The following is a 14,298-nucleotide window of genomic DNA, read 5'->3' as shown; positions in this document are numbered from 1 at the left end:
CTTCCGTTCCCGGGGCCGCCCCCGGTGACGTCGCGGTCCCCGGCCCCGTCCGCCCCGGCCGCACCGCCCGCGCCGCCCGCGCCGCCGGCCCGGTCCGTACCGCCGGCCCGGTCCGCCGCTTCCCGCACGCGCCCCTCACCCCTCACCCCGTCTGTTCGGTCCGCCCCTGCGGCTCCCGGCTCACGGCGACCACGCCGGCCGGCCGGCCGCCCCCGGGCCGGCCGGGTGCCCCCGCGGACTTCCCGGGCAGGAAGAACAGCACCACGGCGGCGCCGGCGAGCGCAACCGCGGCCGCGACCGAGGAGGTGACGTGCATGGCGTGCACGAACGCCTCCTCGGCGTGCCCGGCCAGCGCCTGCCCCGCCTCCCCGATCCGGCCGGCGGCCGCCAGGGTGGCCTCGACGGACTCGCCCGCGGCGTGCCTCTCCCCCGGCGGGAGCGCGGCCAGGTCGTCCTCGACGCCGCCGCGGTAGACGGCCGACAGCAGCGAGCCGAGGACCGCGACGCCGAGCAGGGCGCCGACCTGGCGGAAGACGTTGTTGACCGCCGAGCCCGAGCCCGCCTTCTCGCGCGGCAGGGAGGACATGATGGAGACGGTGGCGGGCGGGATGACGTGGGCCGTCGCCGTGCCCTGGACGAAGAGCAGGACCTCCAGCACCCACAGCGGGGTGTCGCGGTCCAGCAGCAGGCAGCCCAGGAAGGCGGCCGCGACGAACACCATGGCCGTGGTGCACACCGCGCGGGCGCCGAAGCGGTCGACGGCCAGTCTGGCCCGCGAGGAGAAGAGCAGCTGCGACACGGCGAGCGGCAGGATCAGCAGCCCGGACTCCAGCGGGGTGCAGCCGCGCACGCTCTGGGTGTAGAAGACCATGAAGAAGGTCACGCCCATCATGGAGAAGAACACCAGGGCGACGGCGCCGACGGCGACGGCGAACCGCGGGTCGCGGAAGTACCCGACGTCCAGCGCGGGGTGGGCGGTGCGCCGCTCGTGGAGCACGAAGAGGACGAGGACGGCCAGGCCGCCCAGGGCCGGCCCCCACGCCAGGGGGGCGGTGGCGTCGGCCAGCCGGCCCCCCTCGATGATGCCGTAGACCAGCAGGACCAGCCCGACGACGGACAGCGCCACCCCGACGGGGTCCGTGCGGCCCGGCCGGGGGTCGCGGGAGTCGGGGACGAGGACCGCCATGCCGATGAGGGCGAGTGCCACGACGGGCACGTTCACCAGGAAGACCGAGCCCCACCAGAAGTGCTCCAGCAGGAAGCCCCCGGTGACCGGCCCCAGGGCGATGGCCACGCCCACGGCCCCGGACCAGATGCCGATCGCCTTGGGCTGCTCGTCGCGCTCGAAGACGTTCACGATGATCGCCAGCGTGGCGGGCAGGACGAGGGCGCCGCCCAGGCCCATCACCGCGCGGAAGGCGATCAGCTCGCCGGTGGAGCCGGCGAACGCCGACAGCAGCGAGCCCAGGCCGAACACCGCCATGCCGGCCGTCAGGGTCTTCTTGCGACCCAGGCGGTCGCCCAGCAGGCCGCCGGTGAACAGCAGGGCTGCGAAGACCAGGGTGTAGGAGTTGACCGCCCACTCCAGTGCGCTCTGGCTGGCCCCCAGGCCGGTGGGCGGGGGCATGGCCAGGGTCTTCAGCGCGACGTTGAGGATCGAGTTGTCCAGCACGACCACCAGCAGGCTGGACAGCAGGACGGCCAGGACCGCCCAGCGCCTGCGGTGGACGGCCTCGGGGACGCCGCGGGACGGCGCTGCGGGCTCCGGTGTCGGTCTCGTCATGGGCTCACGCTAGGTCAGGTTTCGATACGGCACCGTCTCGTATCGCAGGGGCGGGCGGAAATACGCCCGGGAGGCGGAACGCGGGGAGTCCGGACGGGGGCTTTGAAGCAGCCGCGGTCCGTGCCAGCATGGGGGGAGGTCCGGGGACGCCGCCAGGGCGCCTCGAGACGACACAGAGGAGACGTTGCGATGACGCACGCCCTGAACCAGGGATCGGAGCAGGGTCCGAAGCCCGCTGCGAACGACAAGGCCCTCTACGGCGGCACCTCGAGCCGCCGCGTCACCGTCCGGGACATCGCCGCCGCCAAGCAGCGCGGCGAGGCCTGGCCCATGCTCACGGCCTACGACGCCCTGACCGCCTCCGCGTTCGACGAGGCCGGCATCCCGGTGCTGCTGGTCGGCGACTCCGCCGCCAACTGCCACCTCGGCTACGACACCACCGTCCCGGTCACCCTCGACGAGATGGTGATGCTCACCGCCGCCGTCGTACGCGGCACCAAGCGGTCCCTGGTCGTCGCCGACCTGCCCTTCGGCACCTACCAGGAGGGCCCGGTGCAGGCCCTGCGCAGCGCCACCCGGATGGTCAAGGAGACCGGTGCGGGCGCGGTGAAGCTCGAGGGCGGGGAGCGCTCGGCGGACAGCATCCGGCTGCTGACCGAGTCCGGGATCGCCGTCATGGCGCACATCGGGCTCACCCCGCAGTCGGTCGGCGCCTTCGGCGGCTACCCGGTGCAGGGCCGCGGCGAGGAGGCCGCCACCCAACTGCTGCGCGACGCCAAGGCCGTGCAGGACGCCGGGGCCTTCGCCGTGGTGCTGGAGCTGGTCCCGGCCGAGCTGGCCGCCGAGGTCACCCGCGTCCTGCACATCCCCACCGTGGGCATCGGGGCCGGCGCGGCGTGCGACGCGCAGGTGCTGGTGTGGACCGACATGGCCGGCATGACCGGCGGCCGGGTGCCGCGCTTCGTCAAGCAGTACGCCGACGTGCGGCGGGTGCTCTCCGACGCGGCGAAGGCCTACGCCGAGGACGTCGTCGGCGGCGCCTACCCGGCGGAGGAGCACAGCTTCCACTGACCTCCCCCTCCCGGCGGCCCCGGCCGCCGCGACGCCCGCGAGGCGTCCCGCAGGACTCGGGTCCGTCCCCCGGCCCGACCCCACGGCCCCGCGGAGTGCTCCGGCACTCCGCGGGGCCGGCCGCTTTTCCGCCCTCCCCGGACCCGCAGGCCGCCCCGCCCCGCGGGAGGGGTGACGCAGCCCACAGCCCCTTCCCCCCATTGCACCCCGTGCAGTGTTTGCAGTCCGTGCAATAATTCGGGCATGGATCTTCCCTGCCGCACCGCCGCCCCGCGCGAGAGCCTGCGCGAGCGCCGCCGTCGCGAGACCCGCGACGAGCTGCACGCGGCGGCCCTGCGACTCTCCCGGGAGCTGGGATTCGAGCAGGTGACGGTGGAGATGATCAGCGAGGAGGCCGGCGTCTCCCCTCGAACCTTCTTCAACTACTTCCCCTCCAAAGAGTCGGCGCTGCTGATCTGGTCGGCCTCCTTCACCCCGGAGGCGAGGGCCCGTTTCCTCGCCGCACCGGCACGGGACACCCGTTCCGTCCTGGAGGACGTCGGCGAACTCTTCGCCTCGTACCTGGAGGCCTCGCCGCCCAGGCGGGACGAGGTCGAGGAGGTCTTCCGGATCGCCGAGCGCACCCCCTCGGTCCTCGCCGCGGTACTGGCCGGCTTCGACGCCCTCGAGCGGGAGCTCTGGGCCCTGGTGGCCGAACGCACCGGCCGCGGGACCGGCGACCGGACCGCGGACCTCGTCGCCGGCATCTCCATGGCCGCGGTGCGCGTCGCCATGCGGCGATGGGCGCAGGACCACGGGTGCGAGCAGGCGGCACCGGAGTTCGTCAGGGAGTCCTTCGCGCTCCTGAAGGACCTCACCTCCCCCCTGGAGGAAGCGGCCACCGCCTCCTCCTGACCACCGGACTCCCCCACCGGCCGCGGCTCGACGGCGAGCACGGCCGTGCGGCGCACCGGCCGCGCACCCGCAACCCCCACCCCACCCCCACCCCCACGACGAGCAGGACCCGAAGGCTGACGGGCGCGCCCGCCCGCCGCCGGGCCCGGCACGTGCGCGGCGCCGCGCACCGCACCACGTGCCGCACCGCGCCACGAACGACACCGAAGTACACCGAAGTTCACCGAAGCACACCGACGAGCACCGACGCACACCGACGCACACCGACGGAGACCCGGAGATGTCCCATCCTTCCGCCACGGCGGACCCGACCATGGACCCCGACGCGTCCGAGACCGGAACCGGAGCCGCCAAACCGCGCGGCTTCGGTCTGATCTTCGGCGCGCTGATGGTGACCATGCTGCTGGCCGCCCTGGACCAGACGATCGTCAGCACCGCGCTGCCGACCATCGTCGGCGAGCTGCACGGCATCGAGCACATGGCGTGGGTCACCACCGCCTACATCCTCGCCGCCACCGTCGGCATGCCGGTCTACGGCAAGCTCGGCGACCTGATCGGCCGCAAGACCATCTTCCTGGCCGGCATCGTCCTGTTCCTGATCGGCTCCGTGGTCTGCGGCCTCGCCGACTCCATGGGCGTCCTGATCGCCGGCCGGGCCCTGCAGGGCCTGGGCGGCGGCGGACTCATGATCACCTCACAGGCGATCATCGCCGACCTGGTGCCGCCCCGCGAACGCGCCAAGTACATGGCACCGATGGGCGCCGTCTTCGGTCTGGCCTCGGTCGCCGGCCCGCTACTGGGCGGCTGGTTCACCGACTCCCTCACCTGGCGCTGGGCGTTCTGGATCAACCTGCCGCTGGGCGCGGTGGCCCTCACGGTCGCGGCGCTCGCCATCAGGCTGCCGCGCAAGGAGGTCACGGTCGTCCTCGACTACCTGGGGACCGCCCTGATGGCCGTCGCCGTCACCTGCACCGTGCTCTTCGCGAGCTGGGGCGGCACCGAGTACGACTGGTCGGACCCGGTGATCGTCGGACTGGGCGTGGGCGGAGCGGTCGCCTGGCTGCTGTTCTTCCTGGCCGAGAAGCACGCGACCGAACCGATCATCCCGCTGCACCTGTTCCGCAACCCGATCTTCAACGTCGCCACCCTGATCGGCATGATCGCCATCGGGCTCGGCATGTTCGCCGTCGTCGGCTACATGCCCACCTACCTGCAGATGGTGTACCAGAAGTCGGCCACCGAGTCCGGCCTGCTGCTGATACCCATGGTCGTCGGCATCATGGCCACCGCCCTGCCGTCCGGCGCGATCATGAGCAAGACCGGCCGCTACAAGATCTACCCGATCGTCGGGTCCGTGATCCTGATCGTCGCCGTGCTCCTGATGTCCACCCTGGAGACCGACAACCCGATCTGGCTCGTCTGCTCCTACCTGGCGCTGGCCGGCGCCGGCATCGGCCTGCTGATGCAGACCCTGGTCCTGGCCGTGCAGAACGCCTTCCCGCCGAGCGAGGTCGGCACGGCGACCTCCGCCAACAACTTCTTCCGCGAGATCGGCGCCACCCTCGGCACCGCCGTGGTCGGCGCGATCTTCGCCAACCGGCTCACCGACCGGCTCGCCGCCGACCTCCCGGCCGGCTCGGCCGCCGCGGTCGGCGACAGCCACTCGCTGACCCCGGCCCTGGTCCGCAGCCTCCCGGAGGACCTGCGCCGGATCGTGGTCGACTCCTACCAGGAGGCCCTGGTCCCGATCTTCCTGTACCTGGTACCGGTCTTCGCGGTCGGGCTGGTGCTCGCCCTGCTGCTGAAGGAGAAGCCGCTGGCCCAGAGCAACGAGTGGCACGCGGCCAACGAGGCCGACGCGGCCGGGAAGGCCGAGAAGGCCGACGCCGCCGACGCCGCCGACGCCGCCGAGGCCGCCGAGGCCGCCGAGGCCGCCGAGGCCGCCGAGGCCGCCGAGGCCGCCGACGCTGCCGAGGCCGCCGACGCTGCCGAGGCCGCCGAGGCCGCCGAGGCCGCCGACGCTGCCGAGGCCGCCGAGGCCGCCGAGGCCGCCGACGGGAACGGCAAGGAGCTCACCCCGGCGGGCTGATCCTCACAAGGACCCCCGTGCAGGGGGACGGCGGGGCGGGGACGGCGCAGGCCGTCCCCGCCCCGCCGTCGTGCGCGGGCCGCCGGTCCGCCGGTCCGCTCCCGGCCCGGGCGTGGGTCGGGACCGGTCCCCCGTTCCGGTCCCGACCCTGCTCCCGGGCCCGGGGGTTCAGTCCGCGGCCGCGCCGAGCGTCCGCGCCCCGGCGGGGACGGTGCCGCCCGGCGGCGGCTCGACGCCGTCCTCCACCCAGCGCTCGAGGGCGTCGAACGCCTCCTCGTACCAGGGCTGCAGCGGGCGCAGCCGGTCAGGGTGGAGGTCGCAGTACCCGTCGACGTGGTTCCCGCCCTCGATGCGGTAGAGCCGGTGCAGGTCCCCGCGCCCCGCGGCGGCGACGAGCTCCGCGTAGGCGTCGGCGTGCAGGCCGACCGGCAGGAGCGCGTCGAGGGTGCCGTGCAGGGACAGCAGGGGCCTGCCGATCGCACCGGTCAGCTCGACACCGGCGACGGCGGCGCGGACGGCGGCCGGGCGGGCCCGGTAGGCGTACTCCTCCTCGGCCCCGCGGTAGTCCGGGTCGACGGCGGTCCGGTAGATGCGCTGGGTGACGCCCCAGTAGGTGCGGTGGTGCTCCTCCCACAGGAACTCCGAGCCGGGCGGGCAGCCGGCGGCGAGCAGCGCCTCGTGGTCCTCCCGTCCGCCCTTCGCCCGCCACGCCGGGTAGTGCGCGAGCACGGCGGGCAGGTGGGTGAGGAGGTTGGGTCCGTCGGCGCGCCACAGCGGGCCCTCCCAGTCGACGCCGCCGTCGACGAGGTCCGGGTTGTTCTCCAGCTGCCAGCGGGTGAGGTAGCCGCCGTTGGAGACTCCCGTGACGTACGTGCGCCGCGGCGGGCCGCCGTAGTGGGAGGCGACGGCCTCCCTGGCGGCGGCCAGCAGTTCGGTCGTCCGCGCGTTCCACCCCGCGAGGGACCTGCCCGGGGCGGGGTCGGTGGTGAAGAACTCCGGGCCGCTGCCGCCCTTGTCGGTGGCCGCGAAGGCGTAGCCGCGGGCCAGCGCCCGGTCGCCGACGAGGACGTCGACGGCGTACTGGCGGCGGACCCCGGGCGCGCCGGTGACGACGAGCCCGCCGTTCCACGCGTCAGGCATCCGCAGGACGAACTGGGCGTCGTGGTCCCACCCGTGGTGGGTGTTCAGCCCGGTGCGCGCCGGGAAGTACCCGTCGACCTGCACCCCGGGGACGGGGCCGTACCGGCGCACGGCGGACGCGGCGTGCAGGCCCTGCCAGTCGGCCGGCACGGTGTGCCCGGTGCGGACCGTCCCCGCCGTCGTCAGGTCGGGCAGCCGTGCGGCCGTCCGGTGCTCGGCGCCGGGGACCTCCGGGGCGGTCACGGGGACGGCGGCGGTGGTGCCCGCAGTACCGCTCAGACCGCCGTTCAGACCGCCGCCCGCACCGCTGCCCGGACCGCCGCTCGTACCGCCGTTCACACCGCCGCCGCGGCGGCGAGGTGGGCGAGCAGGGCCGCGCGGAACTCCTCCGGTCGGTCCAGCTGCGGTCCGTGGCCGGAGTCCTCGATCACCGTCTCGGTGTACCGGCCGCCGGCCTTCGCGTAGCCGTCGAGGACGGTGCGCGTCTGGGTGACCATCGGCTGGGGCGGGCAGGCGTCCTCGCCCGGCCAGCCCGGCACGATCCCGAGCGACCCCAGGTGGGCGAGGTCGTGCATGGAGGTGTCGGAGACGATCACGTCGTCGGCCCCCCGGATCCACAGGACCGGCGGCTTGGGGTCCAGGGCGGCGAGGTCGTCGGCGGTGATGCGGAAGTGCGTGGGGGCCATCGTGTTGAGCACGCCGCGGTCGCCGGGGGCGAAGCCGGGCCAGTTGCCGCTGGGGGCCGAGGTGCCCGGGTAGTGGTCGTCGCCGGTGGCCGTGGTGAGCATGGAGTGCACCATTGCCTCCAGCGGCTCGGGCACGCAGCCCTCCTTCACGTACTGCGCGAGCAGGACGCGCCGGGGGGAGAGCGGGGAGTCGTCGCCGGTGTCGCCGGCCGCGAGCCGGGCGACGAAGTCGGGGTTCCCGGCGCCGCCGCCGGACCCGGCCCCGTCGGGCGCGCACAGCTCGCCGTGCGGCCCCTTCGTCCCGCCGAAGCCGAAGGGCGAGACGGGGTTGACCAGGGTGAGGGAGGCGACCCGGCCGGGGGCGTCGAGCAGGTGCTGCAGCACCACGCCGCCGCCCATGCTCCAGCCCACCAGGTGGGCCGCGGGCAGGCCGAGGGCGTCCAGGAGCGCCCCGAGGTCGTCGGAGAAGTCGCGCAGGCCGCGGGTGGCGTCGACCGGTGCCCGGTCGGTGGAGCCGAAGCCGCGCAGGTCGGGGGCGACCGCCCGGTACCCGGCCGGCAGCGCGAGCATCGTCGGCTGCCAGAACAGGGCGGAGGAGACGTTGCCGTGGACGAACACCACCGGCGTGCCGTCCGGTTCCCCGGCCTCCAGGACGTGGGTGGTCACCCGCGCGGTCGGCACGCGCCGCGCGGTGATGCCCGGCATGAGATGGTCCATCGTCGTCTCTCCTCGTACGGTCAGCCCAGCCACGCCGCGACCTGGGAGGACACCGCGGTCTTCCAGCCCAGCTCGAGGTGGTTGGCGGTGCCCACGACGGCGGTCCCGGCGAGGTTGCCGATGCCGGTGCCGTCGAGGGCGCTGGTGGTGAACACGACCCCGTCGCCGGGGCCGCGGGTCTCGTTGACGATGCCCACGACCGTGGCCGCCCCGCCGGCCAGCAGGTACGTCTGCACGTCCGCCGGGACGCCCGCCCGCTGGATGCGGTCGATCAGGGAGCCGGCGTCGATCGCGGCCTGGATGCCGGGGCCGGAGGTGTAGAAGCCCCGGCCGCCGTAGTAGGTGGTGTACCAGTCCTGCTGGGTCTGGTTGACCCCGTAGACGTGGTCGAAGCGGGCGAGCATCTGCCGCTGGCCGGGGTAGGCGTCCCACCCGTCGGTGGGCACGAAGGAGAACTCCGGGTGGTAGCGGCTCGCCCCGTAGCAGGTCATCGAGGTGTGCGGGGACGGGGAGTTGACGGAGCCCCCGCACTCGCTCCAGATGGAGAAATTGTGCGCCCAGCCGTGGGCGAACGGGTAGTCGTAGCCGCCGTTCGGGCCGCCCAGGGTGATCAGTTTGCGCACGTCCCCGGCGTACGGCCGCCCCCAGGACGGCTTGACCGACGACACGTACATGCGGGCCGACATCATGCCCTTGCTCCAGCCCACCAGGTCGACCTTCTCCACGCCCAGGCGCGCCCTGATCAGGGCGACGGCGTCGCCGACCTGCTGGGCCTGCATGAGGTTGTCGCCCTCCTTGTGGGCGAAGCCGATCGCGAAGACCCGCTTGCCGCGCCCGTCCAGGTACTGCATCAGGCCGGAGGAGGGGCAGGAGGCGGCGCCGCAGCCGAAGCCCCCGGACTCGCCGGGGTTGGCCCATGCGCGGTCGGGGTTGTCGTTGGCGCCGTGCACGAGGAGGACGGGGGTGCCGCCGCCGGTGTCCCAGCCGGGCGCCGAGTAGAGCAGGAACCGGCCGGAGAAGGGCTTCGCGACGCCACCGAAGTAGGTGCGGCGCAGGCCGTCCTGGTCGCCGCGCCCGTCGGGCGGGTAGTCCTCCTGAGTGAACCCGGGCGTCGTGTCGAGGTAGCGCTCGACCCGCTCCCAGCCGTTCGCCGCCGAGGTGAAGACCGCCTCGCGGGTCAGGTGGGACGGGTCCTGCTGCACCGCCTGCGCGGCCGGGGCGGCCTGCGCGGCCGAGGCGGCTTGTGCCGCCTGCGCGGCCGGGGCGGGGAGCAGGGCGAGCAGGGCGGCGGCGCAGCCGGCCGCGAACAGCCGGACCGACGTACCGCGCGGATGTACGGGCATGGGCGCTCCCCGGTCGGAGTGGGCGTCAGGAGACGTGCGTCACAGTAGGTTTCGCACTCCGGCCCGGGCACGTGCCCGGGCCCCACATCCACGCCCCGCACCCTGTGCTCCAGCCACACCGGTCGGCCGTACTCACCGCCCTCGCCCCGCCGCCCGGCCCGGAACGGCCACTGCCCGGGGCGGACGGTGGCCGGGCCGGACGGTGGCCGGGCCGGGCGGTGGCCGGGTCAGGCGGTGGCCGCGGCGGCGGCCCGGCCGGCGATGCGGCCGGAGAAGAGGCAGCCGCCGAGGAAGGTGCCCTCCAGCGAGCGGTAGCCGTGCACCCCGCCGCCGCCGAAGCCGGCGGCCTCCCCCGCCGCGTACAGCCCCGGCACCGGTTCGGCGGAGGCGTCCAGGACGCGGGAGTCCAGGTCGGTGTGCAGGCCCCCGAGGGTCTTGCGGGTGAGGACGCTCAGCCGCACCGCGATCAGCGGCCCGGCCTTCGGGTCGAGGATCCGGTGCGGCGCGGCGGTGCGGATCAGCCGGTCGCCGAGGTAGGAGCGGGCCCCGCGCAGCGCGGTGATCTGGAGGTCCTTGGTGTAGGGGTTGGCGATCTCCCGGTCGCGCGCGGTGATCTCCCGGTGCAGGTCCGCCTCGTCGATCAGCGCCTCCCCGGTGAGGGCGTTCATGCCGCGCACCAGCGCGCCCAGGTCCTCCTCCACGACGAAGTCCGCGCCGCCCTCGACGAACGCCTTCACCGGCCCGGGCATGTCGGCGCGGGCGCGGCCGATCACCCCGCGCACGCTGCGGCCCGTCAGGTCCGGGTTCTGCTCGGAGCCGGAGAGGGTGAACTCCTTGCCGATGATCCGCTTGTTGAGGACGAACCAGGTGTGCTCGTGACCGGACCTCATGATGTGCTCGAGCGTGCCGAGGGTGTCGAACCCGGGGAACAGCGGGACGGGCAGCCTGCGGCCGCGGGCGTCGAACCACAGCGAGGACGGGCCGGGCAGGATGCGGATGCCGTGCCGCGCCCAGACCGGGTCCCAGTTCTCGATGCCCTCGGTGTAGTGCCACATGCGGTCGCGGTTGATCACGGCGCCACCGGCCCGCTCGGTGATGCCGATCATCCGGCCGTCGACGTGCGCGGGCACCCCGGAGAGCATCCGCTCCGGCGCCTTCCCCAGCCGCTCGGGCCAGTTGGCGCGCACCAGGTCGTGGTTGCCGCCGATGCCGCCGGAGGCCACCACGACGGCCTGGGCGTTCAGCTCGAACTCCCCGGTCTCCGTGCGGGACGACGCCTGCCCCCGCGCGACGCCGCTGGGCTCCAGGACGGCGCCGCGCACACCGTGCACCCGCCCGTCGGTGACCAGCAGCTCGTCGACCCGGTGGCGGAAGCGGAAGGACACCAGGCCCCGCCCGGCTGCCTCCCGCACCCGGCGCTCGAAGGGCTCCACCAGGCCGGGGCCGGTGCCCCAGGTGATGTGGAACCGCGGCACGGAGTTGCCGTGGCCGGTGGCGTCGTAGCCGCCGCGCTCGGCCCAGCCGACGACGGGGAAAAGCCGCAGCCCCTGCGCCCGCAGCCAGGCCCGCTTCTCCCCCGCCGCGAAGTCGACGTACGCCTCGGCCCAGCGCCGCGGCCAGGCGTCCTCGGGCCGGTCGAAGCCGGCCGTGCCCAGCCAGTCCTGCCAAGCCAGGTCGCGGCTGTCGCGGATGCCCATGCGGCGCTGCTCGGGCGAGTCCACCAGGAACAGGCCGCCGAAGGACCAGTGGGCCTGGCCGCCGAGGGACGCCTCCGGCTCCTGGTCGAGCAGGAGCACTTTCCGGCCCGCGTCGGCGAGCTCCGCCGTGGCGGCCAGCCCCGCGAGGCCCGCACCCACCACGATCACGTCGGCGTCGAACGCCATGTCCCGCCACCTCTCCCACGGCTGTCGTGTCGAGGTTCACCGTCATGGACGGCGGGCCGGGCGGCAACGGTGTTGCGGCTACAGTGCGAAGAGGTTTGTCAGCGGCTGACAAGCCCGGGACGGCGGGCCGGAAGAGGCGGGCCGGAGGAGGGCGGGCGCATGGGACGGGCGGAACGCGAGGCGGTCTGCCGCGACATGCTGCACGCGGAGCCCGGCCTGGTCGCCCGCATCGTGGACGAGGTCCGCCGGGAGGTGCCCGCCTACCGGGGCCTGCACGGCAGCCGGCTGGCCGAAGTCCGGGCGATCACCCGGTGGGCGTCCTCGCGCCTGCTGCGCATGTGGGCGGAGGACACCGGGACGACCGCGGCCGACGTCGAACGGGCCCGGGAGATCGGGCGGGCCCGGGCCGCCGACGGCAGGTCGGTCGACGCCGTGGTGCGCGCCTACCGGGTGGGGGCGGCCGCCGCGGACCGGATCGTCGCCGAGCACGCCGGGGACCGGCTGTCCCCCGGCGACGTGTTCGCCCTCAACCGCATCTGGCTGCGGGAGCTCGAGACGCTCACCGAGGCCCTGGCCGCAGGCCACGCCGACGCCGCGGAACGGCTCGACGCCGACCGCGACCGCGCCCTGCGCGCCTTCCTGGACGACCTGCTCGTCGGCCGCCAGGCCTCCCCCGCGGCCGTCGCCGACCGCTCCCGCGCCCTGGGCGTCTGCCTCCCGGAGTCGGGCGTCCTGCTCGTCGCCGGACCCGTCCGCCTCGCCGCCGGCGCCCCGGCCGCGGCGGCGGCCCCGGCCCCGGACCGGACACCTTCCGCCCCGGACCGGACCCCCGCCGCCGCGGCCACCTCCCACCCCACCGCCACCGCGACCACCGCCACCGCCGCGGCCGGGGCGGAGCTGGCGGCCCGCCTCCTCCGCGCCCGGCCGGCCGGCGGCGCCGACGTCCTGCACACCACCCGGGCCGACCACCTGGTGCTCCTCCTCGACCCCGGCCTGGCGGCCCTCACCGGCCCGCTGCTGCGCGGGACCGCCCGGCGCGGCTGCCTCGTCGCCGGGCACGGCCCCGACGAGCTCGCCGGCGCCTACCGCCTGGCCCGCGACGCCCTCGGGGCGGCGCCCGCCCGCGCCTTCGATGCCGACGGGCTGCTGCACACCGCCGAGGCCCACGTGGTCGGGCTGCTCAACGCCACGCCCGGGGCCACCCCCGCCACGGTGCGCCGGCACGTCCTCGGTCCGCTCCTGGACCCGGGCAACCAGCACCTGGCGGCCACCCTCGACGCCTATCTGGGCACCGGGTCGGCGACGGCCGCCGCCGAGGCCCTGCACCTGCACCCCCAGACCCTGCGCTACCGGATGCGCCGCGTCCGCGAGCTCACCGGCCGCGACCCCCGCGACCCCTGGCAGCGCCTGATGCTGGAGATCGCCCGCACCGTCCACGGTTGACCCGCCGCCGTCCGGCGCCCCGTACGCGGCTCCGCTCCTGTCACCGGGTGACAAACTCCCCCGTCACGGGGAGACAGCGGCCGTCCGAACGGTGGACCCGCGCCGGTTCTGCCGCCACCATCGGCACAACCGCCGCCGGCACGACCGCCGCCGGCACAACCGTCCTCGGCACAGCCGTCGCCGGCACAACCGCCGGGGCCACCGCCGCCGCGCACCGCAGGGAGAGACCCGTGTCCCGCACCTCCGTCCTGGCCGTCGTCCCCCCGCAGGTCGGCGGGCGCGAGGCGGGAGCCGGCGTCGCCCTGCTCCTGGCCGACCGCGCCGACGTCACCGTCGTGGAGAGCACCGACGAGGACCCCGGCGCGCTCGCCGCCGCGCAGGTGATCGTCACCGCGCTCGCCCCCGTGCGGGCCGGGCACATCGACGCCGCGCCCCGGCTGGAGATGGTCCAGTGCGTCGGCCACGGCCACGACCACGTCGACCTGGCGCACGCGCACCGCCGCGGGGTGACGGTGTGCACCATCGCCTCCAGCGGGGCCGAGGGCAACACCGTCGCCGAGCACGCCTTCGCCCTGATCCTGGCCTGCGCCAAGAAGGTCGTCCCCGCGCACACCGCGCTCGCCCGCGGCGAGTGGGCCCTGGACCGGCTGCGCCCGGAGCTGACCGAGCTGGCGGGCAAGACCCTCGGCATCGTCGGCCTGGGCCACATCGGGCGGGACGTCGCCCGCAAGGCCGCCGCCTTCGACATGACCGTCCTCTACGCCTCCCCGCGCCGCGCGCCGGCCGAGGTCGAGCAGCGCACCGGCGCCCGCTGGACGGAACTGGACGACCTGCTGCGCACCGCCGACGTCGTCACCCTGCACGCGCCGCTGGACGACTCCACCCGCAACCTCCTCGACGCCCGCCGCCTGGCCCTGCTCAAGCCCACCGCGATCCTCGTCAACACCGCGCGCGGGCCCCTGGTCGACTCCGACGCGCTCGCCGACGCCCTGGAGAACGGCCGCATCGCCGCCGCGGGCCTGGACGTCTTCGACCCCGAGCCGCCCGAGGCCGGCTCGCGGCTGCTCTCCGCGCCCAACACCGTCCTCACCCCGCACGCGGGCGCCGTCACCCGCGAGACGCTGGTGCGCATCGCCCTGGCCGCCGTCGAGAACGTCGGACGCCACCTCGACGGCACCGGCCCCCGCGACGCGGTCCGCCCCCGCTGACCCCGCCCGCCGCACCCGCCGGCGCCCGCCGACCCCACCCG

At 75.2% G+C, this 14,298-nt stretch carries 10 protein-coding genes; 5 read left to right on the top strand and 5 right to left on the bottom strand.

All coding sequences use genetic code 11. The features are described from left to right. Positions 1–142: 142 nt before the first annotated feature. On the bottom strand, positions 143–1,783 hold the full coding sequence (locus GQS52_RS20195) for an MFS transporter (RefSeq protein WP_182314761.1): 1,641 nt from the start codon (positions 1,781–1,783) through the stop codon (positions 143–145). 189 nt (positions 1,784–1,972) lie between these two features. On the opposite strand from GQS52_RS20195, the gene panB reads away from it, so the two are divergent. The 3 genes from panB (at position 1,973) to GQS52_RS20180 (ending at position 5,837) form a co-directional block, all read left to right on the top strand. Then, the gene (gene panB / locus GQS52_RS20190; protein WP_182314760.1) at positions 1,973–2,854 is read left to right on the top strand and encodes a 3-methyl-2-oxobutanoate hydroxymethyltransferase; all 882 of its coding nucleotides are present in this window, start codon (positions 1,973–1,975) and stop codon (positions 2,852–2,854) included. 243 nt (positions 2,855–3,097) lie between these two features. Next, positions 3,098–3,748, top strand: a complete 651-nt coding sequence (locus tag GQS52_RS20185) for a TetR family transcriptional regulator (protein ID WP_182314759.1) — start codon at positions 3,098–3,100, stop codon at positions 3,746–3,748. Between the two features lie 280 nt (positions 3,749–4,028). Continuing rightward, a complete protein-coding gene (locus GQS52_RS20180) occupies positions 4,029–5,837 on the top strand; it encodes an MDR family MFS transporter (RefSeq protein ID WP_259370872.1) in 1,809 nt (602 codons plus the stop codon). A 168-nt stretch (positions 5,838–6,005) separates the two neighbouring features. On the opposite strand, the gene GQS52_RS20175 is transcribed toward GQS52_RS20180, so the two are convergent. From GQS52_RS20175 to GQS52_RS20160, 4 genes are all read right to left on the bottom strand, one after another. Beyond that, positions 6,006–7,316 (bottom strand): tannase/feruloyl esterase family alpha/beta hydrolase, encoded by a 1,311-nt coding sequence (locus GQS52_RS20175; protein WP_220472781.1) that lies wholly within the window; start codon positions 7,314–7,316, stop codon positions 6,006–6,008. Next, positions 7,313–8,380, bottom strand: coding sequence for an alpha/beta hydrolase (locus tag GQS52_RS20170; RefSeq protein WP_182314758.1), 1,068 nt, complete (start codon positions 8,378–8,380; stop codon positions 7,313–7,315). The genes GQS52_RS20175 and GQS52_RS20170 overlap by 4 nt, the downstream gene beginning before the upstream one ends. Positions 8,381–8,400: 20 nt before the next feature. Then, the gene (locus tag GQS52_RS20165) at positions 8,401–9,723 is read right to left on the bottom strand and encodes a lipase (RefSeq protein ID WP_182314757.1); all 1,323 of its coding nucleotides are present in this window, start codon (positions 9,721–9,723) and stop codon (positions 8,401–8,403) included. A 227-nt stretch (positions 9,724–9,950) separates the two neighbouring features. Continuing rightward, entirely contained in the window at positions 9,951–11,606 is a 1,656-nt protein-coding gene (locus GQS52_RS20160; RefSeq protein ID WP_182314756.1) for an FAD-binding dehydrogenase, read from the bottom strand. Positions 11,607–11,765: 159 nt separating this feature from the next. Between GQS52_RS20160 and GQS52_RS20155 the strand changes: the two genes are divergently transcribed. Together GQS52_RS20155 and GQS52_RS20150 are read left to right on the top strand one after the other, a co-directional pair. After that, positions 11,766–13,049 (top strand): helix-turn-helix domain-containing protein, encoded by a 1,284-nt coding sequence (locus tag GQS52_RS20155; protein ID WP_182314755.1) that lies wholly within the window; start codon positions 11,766–11,768, stop codon positions 13,047–13,049. A 230-nt stretch (positions 13,050–13,279) separates the two neighbouring features. Beyond that, complete coding sequence (locus GQS52_RS20150) at positions 13,280–14,257, top strand: NAD(P)-dependent oxidoreductase (RefSeq protein ID WP_182314754.1); 978 nt, start codon at positions 13,280–13,282, stop codon at positions 14,255–14,257. Positions 14,258–14,298 lie beyond the last annotated feature (41 nt).

This window comes from Streptomyces sp. SCUT-3 (genome assembly GCF_014083985.1).
Lineage (GTDB): Bacteria > Actinomycetota > Actinomycetes > Streptomycetales > Streptomycetaceae > Streptomyces_H > Streptomyces_H thermolineatus.
This window is presented reverse-complemented; position numbering and strand designations above follow the sequence as displayed.

Bases quoted from the DNA above. Each gene is read 5' to 3' on its own strand.
- GQS52_RS20195 (WP_182314761.1), bottom strand. From the start codon at position 1,783: ATGACGAGACCGACACCGGAGCCCGCAGCGCCGTCCCGCGGCGTCCCC.
- panB (WP_182314760.1), top strand. From the start codon at position 1,973: ATGACGCACGCCCTGAACCAGGGATCGGAGCAGGGTCCGAAGCCCGCT.
- GQS52_RS20185 (WP_182314759.1), top strand. From the start codon at position 3,098: ATGGATCTTCCCTGCCGCACCGCCGCCCCGCGCGAGAGCCTGCGCGAG.
- GQS52_RS20180 (WP_259370872.1), top strand. From the start codon at position 4,029: ATGTCCCATCCTTCCGCCACGGCGGACCCGACCATGGACCCCGACGCG.
- GQS52_RS20170 (WP_182314758.1), bottom strand. From the start codon at position 8,380: ATGGACCATCTCATGCCGGGCATCACCGCGCGGCGCGTGCCGACCGCG.
- GQS52_RS20165 (WP_182314757.1), bottom strand. From the start codon at position 9,723: ATGCCCGTACATCCGCGCGGTACGTCGGTCCGGCTGTTCGCGGCCGGC.
- GQS52_RS20160 (WP_182314756.1), bottom strand. From the start codon at position 11,606: ATGGCGTTCGACGCCGACGTGATCGTGGTGGGTGCGGGCCTCGCGGGG.
- GQS52_RS20155 (WP_182314755.1), top strand. From the start codon at position 11,766: ATGGGACGGGCGGAACGCGAGGCGGTCTGCCGCGACATGCTGCACGCG.